This window comes from Citromicrobium bathyomarinum, assembly GCF_038594485.1.
Lineage (GTDB): Bacteria > Pseudomonadota > Alphaproteobacteria > Sphingomonadales > Sphingomonadaceae > Alteriqipengyuania > Alteriqipengyuania bathyomarina_A.
This window is the reverse complement of sequence record NZ_JBCFZG010000006.1, coordinates 54,742-69,309: the sequence shown is the minus strand read 5'-3', so window position 1 is coordinate 69,309 and position 14,568 is coordinate 54,742. Positions and strand designations below refer to the sequence as shown.

The following is a 14,568-nucleotide window of genomic DNA, read 5'->3' as shown; positions in this document are numbered from 1 at the left end:
GCTGCGACTAGGTCGCTTGCGCGACCAAGTCTCGCTACCCCTCCCGCAAGCGGGAGGGGAGTTGGGAGGGAAGGCGAGTGACCGAACTCTTCAAAACCCAACGCTCGCCCTCGGCGCAGCTGATGGGGTCGCAGTTCGTCGGCTGGGACGCTTCGAGCGGCGAAATCACCTTCACCTACGATCCGCCGCCCAGCTTTGCCTCTCCCAGAGGGGCGGTGCAGGGCGGATTGATCGCGGGGTTTCTCGATGAGGTGATGGGTGCGGCGCTGCTGGCCTCCACCGATAACGAGGCGCTGCCGCTCAATCTCGATATGAACCTCAGCTTCGTGCGCATGGTCCCGCTCGAACGGATCACCGCCAAGGGCCGGGTTATCAAGCACGGGCGCAAGGTTGCCTTCCTCGAAGGCGAGCTGTTCGACAAGGAGGGCCGCCTGCTCGCCCGCGCGACCTCGACTGCGATCCCCACACCCGTGCCGGACGCACCCGTCTGATGGCGCGCAGCGTGGCCTTTCTCGGCTCGATCAATGTCGGTGGTAACCGGCTCAAGATGGCCGACCTCAAGCTTGCCCTGGAAGACGCAGGACTTGCGCAGGTCGGAACGGTCGTCGCCAGCGGCAACGTGCTGTTCGATCCACAGGGGCGCAGCACCGCGGATGCCGAAACACTCATCGCCAGCGTGTTGGCAGAACGGTTCGGGCTCGAAGTGCTGGTGACCGTGCGCTCGCGCGGCGAGGTTTCTACGGCCATCGCGGACAATCCCTTCCACGGGGAAGGCGAGGACAAGTTCGTCCATACCCACTTCCTCGAACGCCAGCCCACGCAGGCACAGTTCGATCAACTGGTCGCCGATCACGCGGGCCGCGGGTCGGAAAAGCTCGCGCTGGGCGAGCGAATGCTGTTCCTCGACTATGGGGACGGGGTGGCGGACAGCAAGCTGACCGGAGCCTTTATGGAGAGACGGCTTGAATCGCGCGGCACAGCGCGCAACATGCGCAGCCTGAAACGTATACTCGAGAAGATGGAAGCCTGATGGCCCGCCAGCAATTTTCCGCCGAACAGCATTCCGTCCGCGTCCTCAAGGTGGGCGAACGGGTGCGCCACATTCTCTCCGAACTGCTTGCCCGGCAGGAGGTGCACGACGAGACCCTGTCTGCCCACACGGTCAGCGTGACCGAAGTGCGGATGACGCCCGATCTCAGGAACGCGAGCGTCTACGTTAAGCCGCTGCTGGGCGAAGACGAGGCTGCGGTTCTCAAGGCGCTGCGCACCAACACCGCGTTCTTCCAGCGCGAGGTTGCCAAGCGGCTGGGCCTCAAGTTCGCGCCCAAGCTGCAGTTCCGCGCCGACGAGAGCTTCGAGGAAGCCGACCGGATCGAACGCCTGCTGAACGACCCAAATGTCGCACGCGATCTTGACGGGGACGAGGAGGAGTAGGCGGCCTCGCTGCGACAAAGCCGATGGCCAAGCTCTATTTCTACTACGCCAGCATGAATGCCGGGAAGAGCGCACTGCTGCTGCAGACCGCGTTCAATTACCGCGAGCGGGGCATGGACGTCTCTCTATGGACCGCGGCGGTCGATAATCGCGCGGCATTCGGCGCGATCAACAGCCGGATCGGGCTGACCAGCGATGCGCATCGCTTTGCGCCTCAGACGGATATCGCCGCACAGGTGCGTGACGATGTAGCCAATCGCGGGCCGGGCGATCCGAAGCTCGCCTGCGTGCTGGTGGACGAGGCGCAGTTTCTGACCTCGCAGCAGGTGTGGCAACTCGCCCGGCTGACCGACCGGGACGATATCCCGGTCATCTGCTACGGCCTTCGCACTGATTTCCAGGGGCGGTTGTTCCCCGGATCGGCAGAACTGCTCGGCATTGCAGACAAGCTCGTCGAGATGAAGGCGGTCTGCCATTGCGGTCGCAAGGCGACGATGAACCAGCGGGTCGACGACGCGGGCAATCCGGTGACCGACGGCGCGCAGACCGAGATCGGCGGGAACGAACGCTATGTCGCGGTGTGTCGCCGCCACTTTGTGCGCAGTCCGCAAGCACCTATCTGACGGGTATGGTCGACACACTCGCATTTGCCGCAATCCTGATCCCCGCGCTGATCGTCGCGATCGTGTTTCACGAGGTGGCGCATGGCTGGGTGGCGCGGCTGCTGGGCGACAGCACTGCGTATGATCGCGGGCGGCTGACGCTCAATCCGATCCGCCACGTCGATCCGGTCGGCACGCTGCTGGTGCCGGGCTTCCTCGCGCTGGTCGGCGGGCCGATCTTCGGCTGGGCCAAGCCTGTGCCGGTGGTGCGTCACCGGCTGAACAATCCGCGTTACGACATGATGCTGGTCGCCGCCGCCGGGCCGCTGACCAACCTCCTGCTCGCACTGATCGGCGCGACCCTGTTCGGGCTGACCATGCCCGACGGTGCGTTGCTGATGTCGAGCGAGACCGGCCTGCCGCAGGTGGCGGGGCTGGATGGAACCGTCGCCCTGATCCCGAGCGTGCTGTTCGTCTTCATCCTGATCAACGTGTTCCTCGCCTTCTTCAACCTGCTACCGATCCCGCCCTTCGATGGGTCGCACATCGTCGAAGGGCTGCTGCCGCGATCCTGGGCGGTCCACTGGAACAAGCTGCAACAGATCGGGATGGTGCTGTTTATCGTGCTGATCGCGATCGTGTGGGTGTTCCCCAACACCGGCCTGATCGAAAACACGATCGGCCCGCCCGTCGAATGGATGATGGGGCGGTTCCTGACGATCGCGGACTGGGTCGCGCGCTAGGCTTCGAACCAGCGCGCGATGGCCGCGCGATCCGCCTGCTTCAGGTGCAGGCCCAGCTTGCTGCGGCGCCACAGCACATCATCTCCACAGCGCGCGAACTCGACATCGCGCAGGTAGCGCAATTCGGCTTCGTACACGCCCGCTGCAATCTTTTCGCCCGTTTCCCGCGGGGCTTCCTCGGTCCCGAAAATATGTTCGATCCGGGTACCGTAGGCGCGCACCAGCCGGGCGATATCTTCGATCCGCATATGCTGGCGCAGCCAGGCGTAGCGTTCGACCATCTCTGCGTGGCCCCCCACCGCCATGTCGCCGCCCGGTAGCGATGCATCGGCGGTCCATGCCTTGTCCCCGATATCGAGCTTCTCCAGCGCGTGTTGGGCCAGCCTGCGATAGGTGGTGATCTTTCCGCCGAAGACCGACAGGATCGGCGCGCCGCCGTCCTCATCGACCTCGAACACATAGTCGCGGGTGACCGTGGAGTCGCTCGCCGCCTCGTCCTCGTAGAGCGGGCGCACGCCCGAATAGCTCCACACCGCGTCCCCGGGGTGGACCTGCGTCGCGAGGTACTCGTTGACCGAGGCGCAGATATACGCGGCTTCCTCGTCGCTGATATGCACTTCGTTCGGGTCGCCCTCGAACCGTTCGTCGGTGGTGCCGAGCAGGGTGAATTCGCGCTCGTAGGGAATGGCGAAGCAGATCCGGCCGTCGCCGTTCTGGAAGATGTAGCAATGCGCGCCGTCCCACAGCTTGGGCACGACGAGGTGACTGCCCTTGACCAGCCGCAGGTGCGCAGGCGCGTTGGCGCGCGTCGCGCGGCGCAGCACCTCGTCGACCCACGGCCCGGCGGCATTGGCGACCGCGCGCGCCTGCACCTGCGTTTCGCCCGAGCCATCGCGCAGGGTCACGCGCCACAGCGCATCCTCGCGTTCAAGTCCGGTGCATTCGGTGCGCGTGCGGATATCCGCGCCGCGCTCCTTCGCGTCGAGCGCGTTGAGCACCACCAGCCGCGAATCCTCCACCCAGCAATCCGAATATTCGAACCCGCGCTTCAGCGATGGTTTGAGGATCGCCGCGTGCGGAGGCTGGCGCAGGTCCACGCCCTTCGTCGGGGGTAGCAGCTTGCGCCCGCCGATATGGTCGTAGAGGAACAACCCGAGCCGCAGCAGCCATGCCGGGCGCAGGCCCGCATGGTGTGGCAGCACGAAGCGCAGCGGCCAGATGATGTGCGGTGCGAGGGCGAGCAGCACCTCGCGTTCCTTCAGGCTCTCTCGCACCAGCCGGAATTCGTAGTGCTCGAGATAGCGCAGGCCGCCGTGGACCAGTTTGGTACTGGCGCTGGAGGTGTGCGCGGCCAGATCGTCTTTCTCCACCAGCAGCACCGACAGGCCGCGCCCGGCGGCATCACGCGCGATCCCCGCGCCGTTGATGCCGCCACCGATGACGAGAAGGTCGAAGGGCTCGCTCATACATCTAAGTAATTGGCCTATCCCGTGTGGTTTGGCTAGGCGGGCCTGCGTGAGTGACCATAACAAATCCGTGCCGCCTTCGGGCTGGCTGATTCTCGACAAGCCGCGCGGGATGGGTTCGACGCAAGGCGTTTCGGCGGTGAAGCGCGTGCTTCGCGAGGGCGGCTATGCAAAGACCAAGGTGGGCCACGGCGGCACGCTCGATCCGCTGGCCGAAGGCGTACTGCCGATCGCGCTGGGCGAAGCGACCAAGCTTGCGGGCCGCATGCTCGACGCGACCAAGATCTACGTCTTCACCATTCAGTTCGGCGAGGAGACGGACACGCTCGATACCGAAGGCGAGGTCGTGGCGCGCAGCGATCGCTTTCCTCCGCTGGCGGCGGTGGCGGGCGTGCTCGACCATTTCACCGGCGAAATCGAGCAGGTGCCGCCTGCGTATTCTGCGCTGAAGGTAGACGGCAAGCGCGCTTACGACCGGGCGCGGGCGGGGGAAGATGTCGAGCTGAAATCGCGCGCGGTGACGATTTACGCGCTGCGGCTTGCCTCTCCCTTGACGGGAGAGGACGGCGAAGCTTGGTCGCAAAGCGACCTAGCGCAGCCAGGTGAGGGTGACTGCGCGACGCCCCCCTCACCAACTTCGGCTAGTGAGCAAGCTCACGAGCCTGCGTATCCTCTCCCGCAAGGGGAGAGGAGCGATGGCGAGCTGGAGTCCACCTTCGCCACCACCACCGGCCGACCGGACCCCTACGACCCTTCCATGCCGCTCGAACTGGCGGAGAGCGTCACGCTGGAAGCGACCGTCAGCAAGGGCACGTATATCCGCTCCCTTGCACGGGATATCGCGCTCGCCCTTGGCACGCGCGGGCACGTGACCTACCTCAGGCGGACCAAGGCCGGGCCGTTCCGCGAGGAACAGGCGATTTCGCTGGACAAACTGGGCGAAATCGGTAACGGCGCGCCATTGCAAGACCTACTCCTGCCGATAGAGGCGGGGCTGGACGACATCCCGGCCCTCTCCCTCGACCCGGAGCAAGCGCAGGCGGCCCGCCAGGGCCGGGTCATCTCCGGAATGCCCCTTGCCGACGGGCTCTATTTCGCGAAATCGGGCACTGTTCCGGTGGCGCTGGTGGAGATCGAAAGCGGTACGATGCGAATCGTACGGGGTTTCAACCTTCCAGATGTCGCGGAGTAGAATGAATGACGGTTACTGCCGAGCGCAAGCAAGAGATCATCAAGGACAATGCCCAGGCCGAAGGCGATACGGGCAGCCCCGAAGTGCAGGTCGCGATCCTGACGGAACGTATTCGCAACCTGACCGAACACTTCAAGGACAACCACAAGGATAATCACTCGCGTCGTGGTCTCCTGATGATGGTCAACAAGCGCCGCAACCTGCTCGCCTATCTCAAGAAGAAAGACGTCGAGCGGTACAACGCGCTGATCCAGAAGCTGGGTCTTCGCAAGTAAGAGTTTTCTCGGAGGGGCGGCTCGGTAAGGGCCGCCCCTTCGTCTATCCGCATTCCAAGCAATCCGGCTGGGTGCGGACCAAAGGGGCATAAAGACGCCCCGCACCGGACCGGGACGGTATCCCCGGCACAAGAGGCCCCGCGCGGCAATATGGCGGCGTGGGTCAGAAGGATAATCAATGTTCGATACGAAAACTGTAAGTCTGGAGTGGGGCGGAAAGACCCTCACTCTGGAAACCGGCCGCATTGCCCGTCAGGCCGACGGCGCCGTGCTGGCCACCTATGGCGAAACCGTGGTGCTGTGCGCCGTGACCGCCGCCAAGAGCGTCAAGGACGGGCAGGACTTCTTCCCGCTGACCGTTCACTATCAGGAAAAATTCTCCGCTGCGGGCCGTATCCCGGGCGGCTTCTTCAAGCGCGAAGGCCGCGCGACGGAGAAGGAAACGCTGGTTTCGCGCCTGATCGACCGCCCCGTGCGGCCGCTGTTCCCCGAAGGTTTCTACAACGAAATCAACGTGATCTGTCAGGTCCTGTCGTATGACGGCGAGACCGAGCCCGATATTCTCGCGATGATCGCGGCCTCGGCTGCGCTGACCATCAGCGGCGTGCCCTTCATGGGCCCGATCGGTGCCGCGCGCGTCGGCTTCCGCAATGGCGAATACGAACTCAATCCGTCGCTCTCGTCCGCGCTCGACGAAGAAGGTCGCCTCGACCTCGTCGTCGCCGCGACCAACGACGCGGTGATGATGGTCGAGTCCGAAGCCAAGGAACTGACCGAAGAGGAAATGCTCGGCGCCGTCATGTTCGCGCACGAGGAAAGCCGCAAGGTCATCGGTGCGATCATCGAGCTGGCCGAACAGGCCGCCAAGGACCCGTGGGAACTGGCTTCGAGCGACGACAACGCGTCGATGAAGGAAGCCATCCGCGCAATGATCGGCGACGACATTGCCAAGGCTTACAAGCTGACCGACAAGTCCGCCCGTTCGGACGCGCTCAACGAAGCGCGCGAGAAGGTGAAGGCGCACTATTCTTCGGAAGAGTTCGACGGTCAGCAGAAGATGACCGCCAACAAGCTGACCAAGAAGCTGGAAGCGGAAATCGTTCGCGGCGCGATCCTCAAGGATGGCCAGCGCATCGACGGTCGCAAGCTCGATCAGGTTCGCCCGATCGAAGCGATGGTCGGACTGCTGCCCCGCACGCATGGTTCGGCGCTGTTCACGCGCGGTGAGACGCAGGCGATCTGCACCACCACGCTGGGCACCAAGGATGCCGAGCAGATGATCGACGGGCTCGAAGGCCTTTCGTACAACCACTTCATGCTGCACTATAACTTCCCGCCCTATTCGGTCGGCGAAGTGGGCCGCTTCGGCTTCACCAGCCGCCGCGAAACCGGCCACGGCAAGCTCGCATGGCGCGCGCTGCACCCCGTGCTGCCGAGCCATGAAGACTTCCCGTACACGATCCGCATCCTGTCCGACATCACCGAGTCCAACGGCTCGTCCTCGATGGCCACCGTGTGCGGTGGGTGTCTGTCGATGATGGACGCCGGCGTTCCGATCGAACGCCCGGTCTCGGGCATCGCGATGGGCCTGATCCTCGAAGGCGACGAGTTCGCCGTCCTGTCGGACATTCTGGGTGACGAAGATCACCTGGGCGACATGGACTTCAAGGTCGCGGGTTCGGAAGCGGGCATCACCTCGCTCCAGATGGACATCAAGGTTGCCGGCATCACGCAGGAAATCATGACCAAGGCGCTCGAGCAGGCGAAGGCCGGCCGCGCGCACATCCTGGGCGAGATGACCAAGGCTTTGGGCTCGTCGCGTACGGGCGTTTCCAAGCACGCTCCGCGCATCGAGACGATGCAGATCGACAAGTCGAAGATCCGTGACGTCATCGGCACGGGCGGCAAGGTGATCCGCGAGATCGTCGCCGAAACCGGCGCCAAGGTCGACATCGACGACGAAGGCGTGATCAAGATTTCGTCGAGCAATGCCGACGAAATCGAAGCCGCGCGCAAGTGGATCGAAGGCATCGTCGAAGAGGCGGAAGTCGGCAAGATCTACAACGGCAAGGTCGTCAACATCGTCGATTTCGGTGCGTTCGTGAACTTCATGGGTGGCAAGGACGGCCTCGTCCACGTCTCCGAAATGAAGAACGAACGGGTCGAAAAGCCGACCGACGTCGTTTCCGAAGGCCAGGAAGTTAAGGTCAAGGTCCTCGAGATCGACAACCGCGGCAAGGTCCGCCTGTCGATGCGCGTCGTCGACCAGGAAACCGGTGAAGAGCTGGAAGACACCCGTCCGCCGCGCGAACCGCGTGGCGACAAGGGTGATCGCGGGCCCCGCGGTGATCGTGGCGGCGACCGTCGCGGTGGCCGAGGCGGTCGTGGCGGCGGCGGTGGCCGTGGTCGCGATGGCGACCGTGGCGGCGATCGCGGTGGCAAGGGCGGCGACAACGGGGGCGGCGACGGCCCCGCGCACATGCCGGCCTTCCTGCGCGACGACGACTAAGTCTTCGCACAGTAGGAATACACGAAAGGCTGCGGGAGCATTGCTTCCGCAGCCTTTTTTCTTTGCGCAAAACATCAAGCGCTGCCATTCGCCAGCAGTGTCGCAATCGCCCCCATCAGAATCGAACACGCCGAAATTGCCGAGCGCGGCACGTCGCTTCGCCGCGCGTGTGCCGCTGGCGCGCAATCGACCCTGGATCGGCTATGGGGTTGCCCTGCTCCTGACGTTCGTCGCGTGGGCGATCCGTTACGAAATCGGGGACGGACTGCCGCCGGGTTTCCCCTACCTCACATTCTTTCCCGCTGTCATCGTCACCGCGTTCTTCTTCGGAGCGGGGCCGGGCGTGGTGTGCGCGGTGCTGTGCGGGATGCTGGCCTGGTTCTTCTTCATCGCGCCGTTTGGCAGTTTCGATCTGCAATTCGGCTCCGCGCTGGCGCTCGGGTTCTACATCTTCATCGTCTCGGTCGACATCACGCTCATCCACTGGATGCAGATGGCAAACCGCGATCTCGATGCGGAGCGCCGCCGCAGCATCGCGCTGAAGGACAATACCGAAGTGTTGTTCAAGGAGCTGCAGCACCGGGTCGGCAACAACCTGCAGATGGTCGGTTCGCTCATCTCGCTGCAAAAGAATCGCATGACCGACGAGGGCGCGCGCGCCGCGCTGGAAGAGGCGTCACGTCGACTGGGTCTCGTCGGGCGCATCCAGCGCCAGCTGTACGATCCGGCAGGCGCGCAGGTCAGCCTGGCGGCCTATATCGACCAGATTTGCCGCGATGTGATCGCAGCCTCGGGCCGCAGCGGGCTGGGCTACGAATTCGTCGCCAACGCCGACACCGTACTGCCGCCGGACAAGGCGATCCCCACAGCGCTGGTGGTGGCCGAAGCGCTCAACAACGCGATCGAGCATGGTTTCGGATCGCGCGAAGGCGGGCAGATCGTGGTCACCGTCGCCCCCTTCGAAGGCGGCACCGAAGTGATCGTGGCTGACGACGGGGTCGGGCTGCCCGAGGGTTTCGACCTGGCGCGCGCCGAAAGCCTCGGGCTCAAGATCGCGCGGACGCTGGCCCAGTCGCTCGGCGGGCGCTTCACGATGGCGGCGGCGCCGGTCGGACCGGGCGCGATTGCGCGGCTGGAGATCGATTCACACATGCTCGAAGTGCCGGTGGTCGACTGATATGCTGCCTCGTGAAACCATTGCCACCGCCCAGATTCCCGATGGGAAGGAGCTGACGCTGGTCAGCCACGGCCGCGACTTCATCATCATGCTCGGCCGGGACGAGCTGATGGGCACGCGGATGCAGTTTTCGGAAGAACAGCTCGCGGTGCTCACGCTGGCGGAGCTGGACGCGCCCAAACCCCGCGTCCTGATCGGCGGGTTCGGCATGGGCTTTACCTATCGCGCCGCGCTCGCGCACCTGCCCGCAGGCGGCAGCGTGACGGTCGCCGAGCTGGTGCCCGAGATCCTCGAATGGGCGAAGGGGCCGCTCGCGCACCTGAGCGCCGAGAGCCTTGCCGATCCGCGCGGCGAGGTGATCCTGTGCAATGTCGAGGCGCTGATCGACGATGCCAATGACGGCACAACGCCAAAGTACGATGCGATCCTGCTCGACGTCGACAACGGCCCGGACGGGATCGTGGTCGACAGCAATTTCCGGCTTTATACACGCACCGGCATCGCCAAGGCGAAGGATGCGCTGAACCCCGGCGGGATCATGGCGGTGTGGTCCGCCGCGCCCGACCACAAGTTCACCACGCGGCTGAAGGATGGCGGGTTCGACGTCGAAGTGCGTGAGGTGCGCGCGCGGCCCAACAACAAGGGGCCGCGCCACACGATCTGGTTCGCGAAGAAGCGTTAGCGCTGCCGGAACATGGGGCCTGCAGGATTGCCCATGTAATCGCGCTTGCTCAGCGGGACCCCCTTCATCCGGAGTATGTCGTAGAAGGTGGTCGCGTGAAACTGAAAGTTGGGCAGGTTGAAGCCCAGCAGGAAACGCTCGCCCGGCAAGGTGAACCGGGTCTCTCCACCCAACACGAAATCAATCTCGCGGTTGGCGATATCGTTCACCTGCTCGGGTGTTGCTGCTGCCAGTTGCTCGCTGGCTTCGGCGATCATCGCACGCATCGAATCCCAGCTTTCCGGAATCCGGGTAAAATCGGGCGTGAACTCGGTGCCGGTCAGCTGGTCAAGTGCATAGCCGCTGTGCACCCAGCAGGAGCGGATGTGCCACGGCAAGGCCCACATATCGTCCGCCAGCCGCGCCTCGATAAGTTCTGCATCGCTGCAGCCGCTGTCGGCCACGTGCTGCTCCGCTTTCGAGATTACGCCGGGCACAGCATCCAGCAGCTGGCGAACCGTGGGAACGAAGGCATCGTAAAGGGTGAAGGCCATGATATTTCTCCGGACGTGAAAAGGGCCCGCCGACTTCGCACCGGCGGGCCCTGATTTACGGGTTCATTAGGGTCGCATCAGCGCACGCGCGGCCCGCCATAGGGCAGCGGCGGCGGGGGCCGGCGGCTGCCGCGCGGCAGCTGCGCCTGATAGGCGCGTCCGCAATGCTCGACGCAATAGGGGAAGCCGGGGTTCACCGCTTCGCCGCAGAAGTGGAAATCGGGCTCGCCCGGGTGGCCCATCGGCCAGCGGCACACCTTGTCCGACAGATCGAGCAGGCTGGTCTTGTCCGCGATCGACGGATCGGGCTTGGCAGGGACGAGGCGGCGCGGCGGCGCGGGCGGGATCGGCGGTTGCTGATCGCCGGGCCCCTGACGCAGAAAGCCGCCGGGGCCGACCGATACGATCCGCGGCGATGTGGATGCGGGCGCGGAATTTTGCGCAGGCCCCTCGGCTGCGGGGGCTGCCGGTTCCCGCGGCGCAGCGGGCGTGGGCTTAGGCGCAGGCCTCGCCGCTACCGGAGCCGGTGCCGGTGTCGGGCTGGGGGCGGGAGCCGGGGCCGCCTTCTTCTTTGGCGCAGGCTTGGGCTTGGGCGCCGCCTTTTTTTCCGCTGCCTTGACGGGGGAGGGGCGCGATTTCAGCCCCAGCCGGTGCGCCTTGCCGATCACGGCATTGCGCGACACATCGCCCAGTTCCTTGGCAATCTCGGTCGCGGTGGCGCCGCCTTCCCACAAACGCTTAAGGGTGGCGGTACGCTCTTCGGTCCAACTCATCGAAAATCCATCTGTCTAGCGGTGGCTGTTTATCTAGGCATTCGCGGCCCGGGTTGCCACCCTTCGTTGACGCGCTTAGGCGGCAGGACATGAGCGATCAAGCACCGCCCGCCGACGCGAGCCTTTCCGCCACCGACGCCGTCCCCTCCGCGCTGCCCGAATGGGGCGTGGCGCAGATCCACGGGATCAACCGGATCGGGCTGTGGAGCCTCTATCGCAAGGAGGTGCGCCGGTTCTTCAAGGTGCAGACGCAGACCGTGTGGGCGCCTGCCTTCACGACGCTGCTGTTCCTGGTCATCTTCTCGGTCGCGCTGGGGCGCGGCGGGCGCGAAATTTTGGGCGTGACGTTCGAAAGCTTTCTCGCGCCGGGCCTGATCGTGATGGCGATGATGCAGAACAGCTTCGCCAATTCGAGCTTCAGTTTCCTTTCGGGCAAGATCCAGGGGACCATCATCGACCTCCTGATGCCGCCGCTGAGCCACGGTGAGCTGCTGGCTGGCATCGTCGGTGCTGCGGTGACTCGCGCCGTGCTGGTCGGCTGTGCGGTCGCCTTCGCGATCTTCCTCTATCCCGGCGCCAAGCTGATGGTGTCGCACGTCTGGGCGATTGCGTGGTTCGGGCTGATGGGTGCGATGATGCTCGGCTTCTTCGGCCTGATGGCGTCGATCTGGGCGGAGAAGTTCGATCACAACGCCGCCGTGACCAACTTCATCGTCGCGCCGCTCAGCCTGCTTTCGGGCACGTTCTACACGCTCGATCGGCTGCACGAGCCCTTCTACACGATCAGCCACTTCAACCCGTTCTTCTACGTGATCTCGGGCTTCCGATATGGCTTCATCGGGCAGAGCGATATCGGCAACGGCTCCAGCGACGTGCTGCTGGCGGCCGCAGGCCTGCTCGCGCTCAACGCCGTGCTGGCGCTGGCTTCGTTCGCATTGCTCAAGTCTGGCTGGAAAATCCGCTCCTGACGCAGCGCCGCGGCGCTCAGTGCGTCAGCGCGCGGCGCATGACGTAGCGGCCATTGGCGAAATCGTCGAACATCTCGGCGATGTTGGGATGATCGACCGGGCCCGCCGGTCCATCGCTGACAAGGTTCTGCTGGCTAACATAGGCGACGTAATACGAATCGTCGCTTTCGGCGAACAGGTGGTAGAACGGCTGGTCGCGCCCGGGCCGGATGCTTTCGGGAATCGATTCGTACCATTCCTCGCTGTTGGCAAAGATGGGATCGATATCGAACACCACGCCGCGGAAATCGAACATCTTGTGACGCACGACGTCGCCCACGCCGAAGCGCGCGCGGCTTTCCAGCGGCACTTCGATATGGCGCCCGGCCTGGTGGGAAAAGTACTGCGAGACCTGCATTGGGCCTAAGATAGATGGCATCGGGCCACTCTACAATGGGCGGCGGACCATGCGGGGATAGAGAGGGGCTTGGCAGCGGCCCTGCATTAGGCTAGCTGCGCCGCTCCCGACCCTCCGGCGTGCCAGTTCGACGCGCCGTGAAGCGACCCTTTTTTGCGGAGAGGTGGCAGAGAGGTCGAATGCGCCGCACTCGAAATGCGGTATGCGGGTAACCGTATCGTGGGTTCGAATCCCACCCTCTCCGCCACTCATCACCTTTCAGCCCTATCCAGCGCTCAAGATCTACCGATCTTGCGATTTGAGGATCTCGCTGAAATCAAGGCAACCTCTCTGCGGTTCAAACCCAGCGTGTACCTTTCACGAACATCCCGACGCCGCACTCGCTTCGATATCAGTTCTGCTTGGTTCGGGATTGTGCGCCTCGGCCGATCGCAACCGCGGGGATACTGCCACAAGACGCCGAGCCGACATTCGGCTTGCCATAGCCCCCAGTTGCGATCACCGCGCAAAAGTTCTACCAAGAGGTAGAATTGGTGGGAGGGAGTATGACTGCGAACGCGGAAGCGGCACACTCGAGGCAGCCGGTCTGCCCGGAAGGGTTTTCGATTTTCTCTTCCGAACGAACCTTCGAATTTTATCGTGATCTGCACGAGCAATACCGATCGCCGGTGTGGGACGAGGCAGCAAACGGGTGGATCCTGTTCGATTACGATGAGGTCGCGAGGGGGCAACGCGACGAATCCCTGTTTGCGAACGCCTACCTCAATGCGGACGATACGCTGCGGCAGATCAAGGGGGGTGGGGCGAACATTACCCTGAGCCAGGGCGATGAGCATACTCGGCTGCGCCGGTTCCACCTCAAGCTCCTCTCGCCATCAAACGTGGAGCAATACCGCGTCGCCCACATGCTGCCGATTATCGAAGAGACGCTCGACGCGCTCGGCGATGCGAAACGGATCGAAGCAGCATCGGCGATTGCGGATCGCATTCCGCCGCGGGTGATTTCATCGCTGCTCGGGATGGATTACCGCGACGATGCGGCGATGGACCGACTGCTTGAACTCAATCACGAGATCGTGGCCCTCATATCAACCGGCTATCGCAGCGAAGAAGGGCGCAAACGCGCGCTCGCCGCCTCGGCGGAACTCAACGAAATACTCCTGCCGCACATCCGCAAGGCGCGGGAAACGCCCTCCAACGATTTTATCAGCAGGGTTTGGCAAGAGGCACCGGCTGCCGATCTTGAACTTGATGAGGAAGCAGCGCTGGGCCTGTGCCGCGAGCTGTTCTTCGCCGGTTCGGATACCACCGTTTACGGGATCGCCAACGTTCTCTTCACGATGCTGTCCCAGCCGGGGGTCCATGCGGCGGTCCGCGCGGACCGGGACAAGGCGCTGAAGGCTGTTATCGAGGAAGGGATGCGGCTGCGCAGCGTCGTCATGTTTCGCCACCGGATATGTGTGCAGGACGTGACGATCGGCGATGCACACATCCGCAAGGGCGATATCGTGTTCATCGGGAACGCCGCGGCCAATCGCGATCCCGAGCATTACCGGTGCCCCGCAGAGGTCGATCTGGAACGCCGCCCGCCGACCGATCATTTCGCCTTCGGGCGCGGCAACCGGTCGTGCATCGGCTCTCACTTCGCGCGCACCGAAATGCGCGAACTGTTGGACATGATGCTGGATCGCTATCCCGACATGCGCCTCGACCCGGACGCAGAACCGCCCGTCTTCACAGGAACGTTCATGCGCCGCATGTGCCCGCTACACCTGATCCTGCGCGACTGACGCGGCGGGCGACTGGCTGGCTCGCGA

The 14,568-nt window shown here is 64.1% G+C and carries 16 protein-coding genes and 1 tRNA gene; 13 read left to right on the top strand and 4 right to left on the bottom strand.

Annotated elements, in window-relative coordinates; genetic code table 11:
- Positions 1 to 77 precede the first annotated feature (77 nt).
- From AAG591_RS11540 to AAG591_RS11520, 5 genes are read left to right on the top strand one after another with little or no spacing between them, the layout of a single operon-like run.
- On the top strand, positions 78 to 491 hold the full coding sequence (locus AAG591_RS11540; RefSeq protein ID WP_342531462.1) for a PaaI family thioesterase: 414 nt from the start codon (positions 78 to 80) through the stop codon (positions 489 to 491).
- Entirely contained in the window at positions 491 to 1,030 is a 540-nt protein-coding gene (locus AAG591_RS11535) for a DUF1697 domain-containing protein (RefSeq protein WP_342531461.1), read from the top strand. The genes AAG591_RS11540 and AAG591_RS11535 overlap by 1 nt, the downstream gene beginning before the upstream one ends.
- On the top strand, positions 1,030 to 1,434 hold the full coding sequence (rbfA, locus tag AAG591_RS11530; protein WP_342531460.1) for a 30S ribosome-binding factor RbfA: 405 nt from the start codon (positions 1,030 to 1,032) through the stop codon (positions 1,432 to 1,434). Before AAG591_RS11535 ends, rbfA begins: the two co-directional genes overlap by 1 nt.
- Before the next feature lie 23 nt (positions 1,435 to 1,457).
- Positions 1,458 to 2,057, top strand: coding sequence for a thymidine kinase (locus tag AAG591_RS11525; RefSeq protein ID WP_342531459.1), 600 nt, complete (start codon positions 1,458 to 1,460; stop codon positions 2,055 to 2,057).
- 5 nt (positions 2,058 to 2,062) lie between these two features.
- Positions 2,063 to 2,779, top strand: a complete 717-nt coding sequence (locus tag AAG591_RS11520) for a site-2 protease family protein (RefSeq protein ID WP_342531458.1) — start codon at positions 2,063 to 2,065, stop codon at positions 2,777 to 2,779.
- Here AAG591_RS11520 and glpD read toward each other — a convergent pair.
- A complete protein-coding gene (glpD, locus tag AAG591_RS11515; protein WP_342531457.1) occupies positions 2,776 to 4,245 on the bottom strand; it encodes a glycerol-3-phosphate dehydrogenase in 1,470 nt (489 codons plus the stop codon). The two genes, AAG591_RS11520 and glpD, sit on opposite strands and share 4 nt — an antisense overlap.
- 112 nt (positions 4,246 to 4,357) lie before the next feature.
- Here glpD and truB point away from each other — a divergent pair, with 112 nt between their 5' ends.
- From truB to AAG591_RS11490, 5 genes are all read left to right on the top strand, one after another.
- On the top strand, positions 4,358 to 5,437 hold the full coding sequence (truB, locus tag AAG591_RS11510; RefSeq protein ID WP_425341663.1) for a tRNA pseudouridine(55) synthase TruB: 1,080 nt from the start codon (positions 4,358 to 4,360) through the stop codon (positions 5,435 to 5,437).
- A 5-nt stretch (positions 5,438 to 5,442) separates the two neighbouring features.
- Entirely contained in the window at positions 5,443 to 5,712 is a 270-nt protein-coding gene (gene rpsO, locus AAG591_RS11505) for a 30S ribosomal protein S15 (protein ID WP_342531455.1), read from the top strand.
- 178 nt (positions 5,713 to 5,890) lie between these two features.
- Positions 5,891 to 8,221 carry a polyribonucleotide nucleotidyltransferase gene (gene pnp, locus AAG591_RS11500; protein ID WP_342531454.1) on the top strand — a complete coding sequence of 777 codons (2,331 nt, stop codon included), beginning with the start codon at positions 5,891 to 5,893 and terminating at the stop codon, positions 8,219 to 8,221.
- Between the two features lie 97 nt (positions 8,222 to 8,318).
- A complete protein-coding gene (locus AAG591_RS11495; RefSeq protein WP_342531453.1) occupies positions 8,319 to 9,398 on the top strand; it encodes a sensor histidine kinase in 1,080 nt (359 codons plus the stop codon).
- Between the two features lies 1 nt (position 9,399).
- A complete protein-coding gene (locus AAG591_RS11490) occupies positions 9,400 to 10,080 on the top strand; it encodes a spermine/spermidine synthase domain-containing protein (RefSeq protein WP_342531452.1) in 681 nt (226 codons plus the stop codon).
- On the opposite strand, the gene AAG591_RS11485 is transcribed toward AAG591_RS11490, so the two are convergent.
- The gene (locus tag AAG591_RS11485) at positions 10,077 to 10,613 is read right to left on the bottom strand and encodes a DUF1993 domain-containing protein (RefSeq protein ID WP_342531451.1); all 537 of its coding nucleotides are present in this window, start codon (positions 10,611 to 10,613) and stop codon (positions 10,077 to 10,079) included. The two genes, AAG591_RS11490 and AAG591_RS11485, sit on opposite strands and share 4 nt — an antisense overlap.
- A gap of 77 nt (positions 10,614 to 10,690) precedes the next feature.
- Positions 10,691 to 11,386, bottom strand: coding sequence for a GcrA family cell cycle regulator (locus AAG591_RS11480; protein WP_342531449.1), 696 nt, complete (start codon positions 11,384 to 11,386; stop codon positions 10,691 to 10,693).
- Between the two features lie 89 nt (positions 11,387 to 11,475).
- Between AAG591_RS11480 and AAG591_RS11475 the strand changes: the two genes are divergently transcribed.
- Positions 11,476 to 12,354, top strand: a complete 879-nt coding sequence (locus tag AAG591_RS11475; RefSeq protein ID WP_342531448.1) for an ABC transporter permease — start codon at positions 11,476 to 11,478, stop codon at positions 12,352 to 12,354.
- Between the two features lie 16 nt (positions 12,355 to 12,370).
- Here the strand turns inward: AAG591_RS11475 and hspQ are convergent, their stop codons facing one another.
- Positions 12,371 to 12,751, bottom strand: a complete 381-nt coding sequence (gene hspQ, locus AAG591_RS11470) for a heat shock protein HspQ (protein WP_342531446.1) — start codon at positions 12,749 to 12,751, stop codon at positions 12,371 to 12,373.
- A 157-nt stretch (positions 12,752 to 12,908) separates the two neighbouring features.
- On the opposite strand from hspQ, the gene AAG591_RS11465 reads away from it, so the two are divergent.
- Positions 12,909 to 12,998, top strand: a tRNA-Ser gene (locus AAG591_RS11465).
- Positions 12,999 to 13,296: 298 nt separating this feature from the next.
- A complete protein-coding gene (locus AAG591_RS11460) occupies positions 13,297 to 14,541 on the top strand; it encodes a cytochrome P450 (RefSeq protein WP_342531445.1) in 1,245 nt (414 codons plus the stop codon).
- Positions 14,542 to 14,568 lie beyond the last annotated feature (27 nt).

Coding starts and splice junctions, on each gene's coding strand:
- AAG591_RS11535 (WP_342531461.1), top strand. CDS start 491: ATGGCGCGCAGCGTGGCCTTTCTCGGCTCGATCAATGTCGGTGGTAAC.
- rbfA (WP_342531460.1), top strand. CDS start 1,030: ATGGCCCGCCAGCAATTTTCCGCCGAACAGCATTCCGTCCGCGTCCTC.
- AAG591_RS11525 (WP_342531459.1), top strand. CDS start 1,458: ATGGCCAAGCTCTATTTCTACTACGCCAGCATGAATGCCGGGAAGAGC.
- AAG591_RS11520 (WP_342531458.1), top strand. CDS start 2,063: ATGGTCGACACACTCGCATTTGCCGCAATCCTGATCCCCGCGCTGATC.
- glpD (WP_342531457.1), bottom strand. CDS start 4,245: ATGAGCGAGCCCTTCGACCTTCTCGTCATCGGTGGCGGCATCAACGGC.
- truB (WP_425341663.1), top strand. CDS start 4,358: ATGGGTTCGACGCAAGGCGTTTCGGCGGTGAAGCGCGTGCTTCGCGAG.
- rpsO (WP_342531455.1), top strand. CDS start 5,443: ATGACGGTTACTGCCGAGCGCAAGCAAGAGATCATCAAGGACAATGCC.
- pnp (WP_342531454.1), top strand. CDS start 5,891: ATGTTCGATACGAAAACTGTAAGTCTGGAGTGGGGCGGAAAGACCCTC.
- AAG591_RS11490 (WP_342531452.1), top strand. CDS start 9,400: ATGCTGCCTCGTGAAACCATTGCCACCGCCCAGATTCCCGATGGGAAG.
- AAG591_RS11485 (WP_342531451.1), bottom strand. CDS start 10,613: ATGGCCTTCACCCTTTACGATGCCTTCGTTCCCACGGTTCGCCAGCTG.
- AAG591_RS11480 (WP_342531449.1), bottom strand. CDS start 11,386: ATGAGTTGGACCGAAGAGCGTACCGCCACCCTTAAGCGTTTGTGGGAA.
- AAG591_RS11475 (WP_342531448.1), top strand. CDS start 11,476: ATGAGCGATCAAGCACCGCCCGCCGACGCGAGCCTTTCCGCCACCGAC.
- hspQ (WP_342531446.1), bottom strand. CDS start 12,751: ATGCAGGTCTCGCAGTACTTTTCCCACCAGGCCGGGCGCCATATCGAA.
- AAG591_RS11460 (WP_342531445.1), top strand. CDS start 13,297: ATGACTGCGAACGCGGAAGCGGCACACTCGAGGCAGCCGGTCTGCCCG.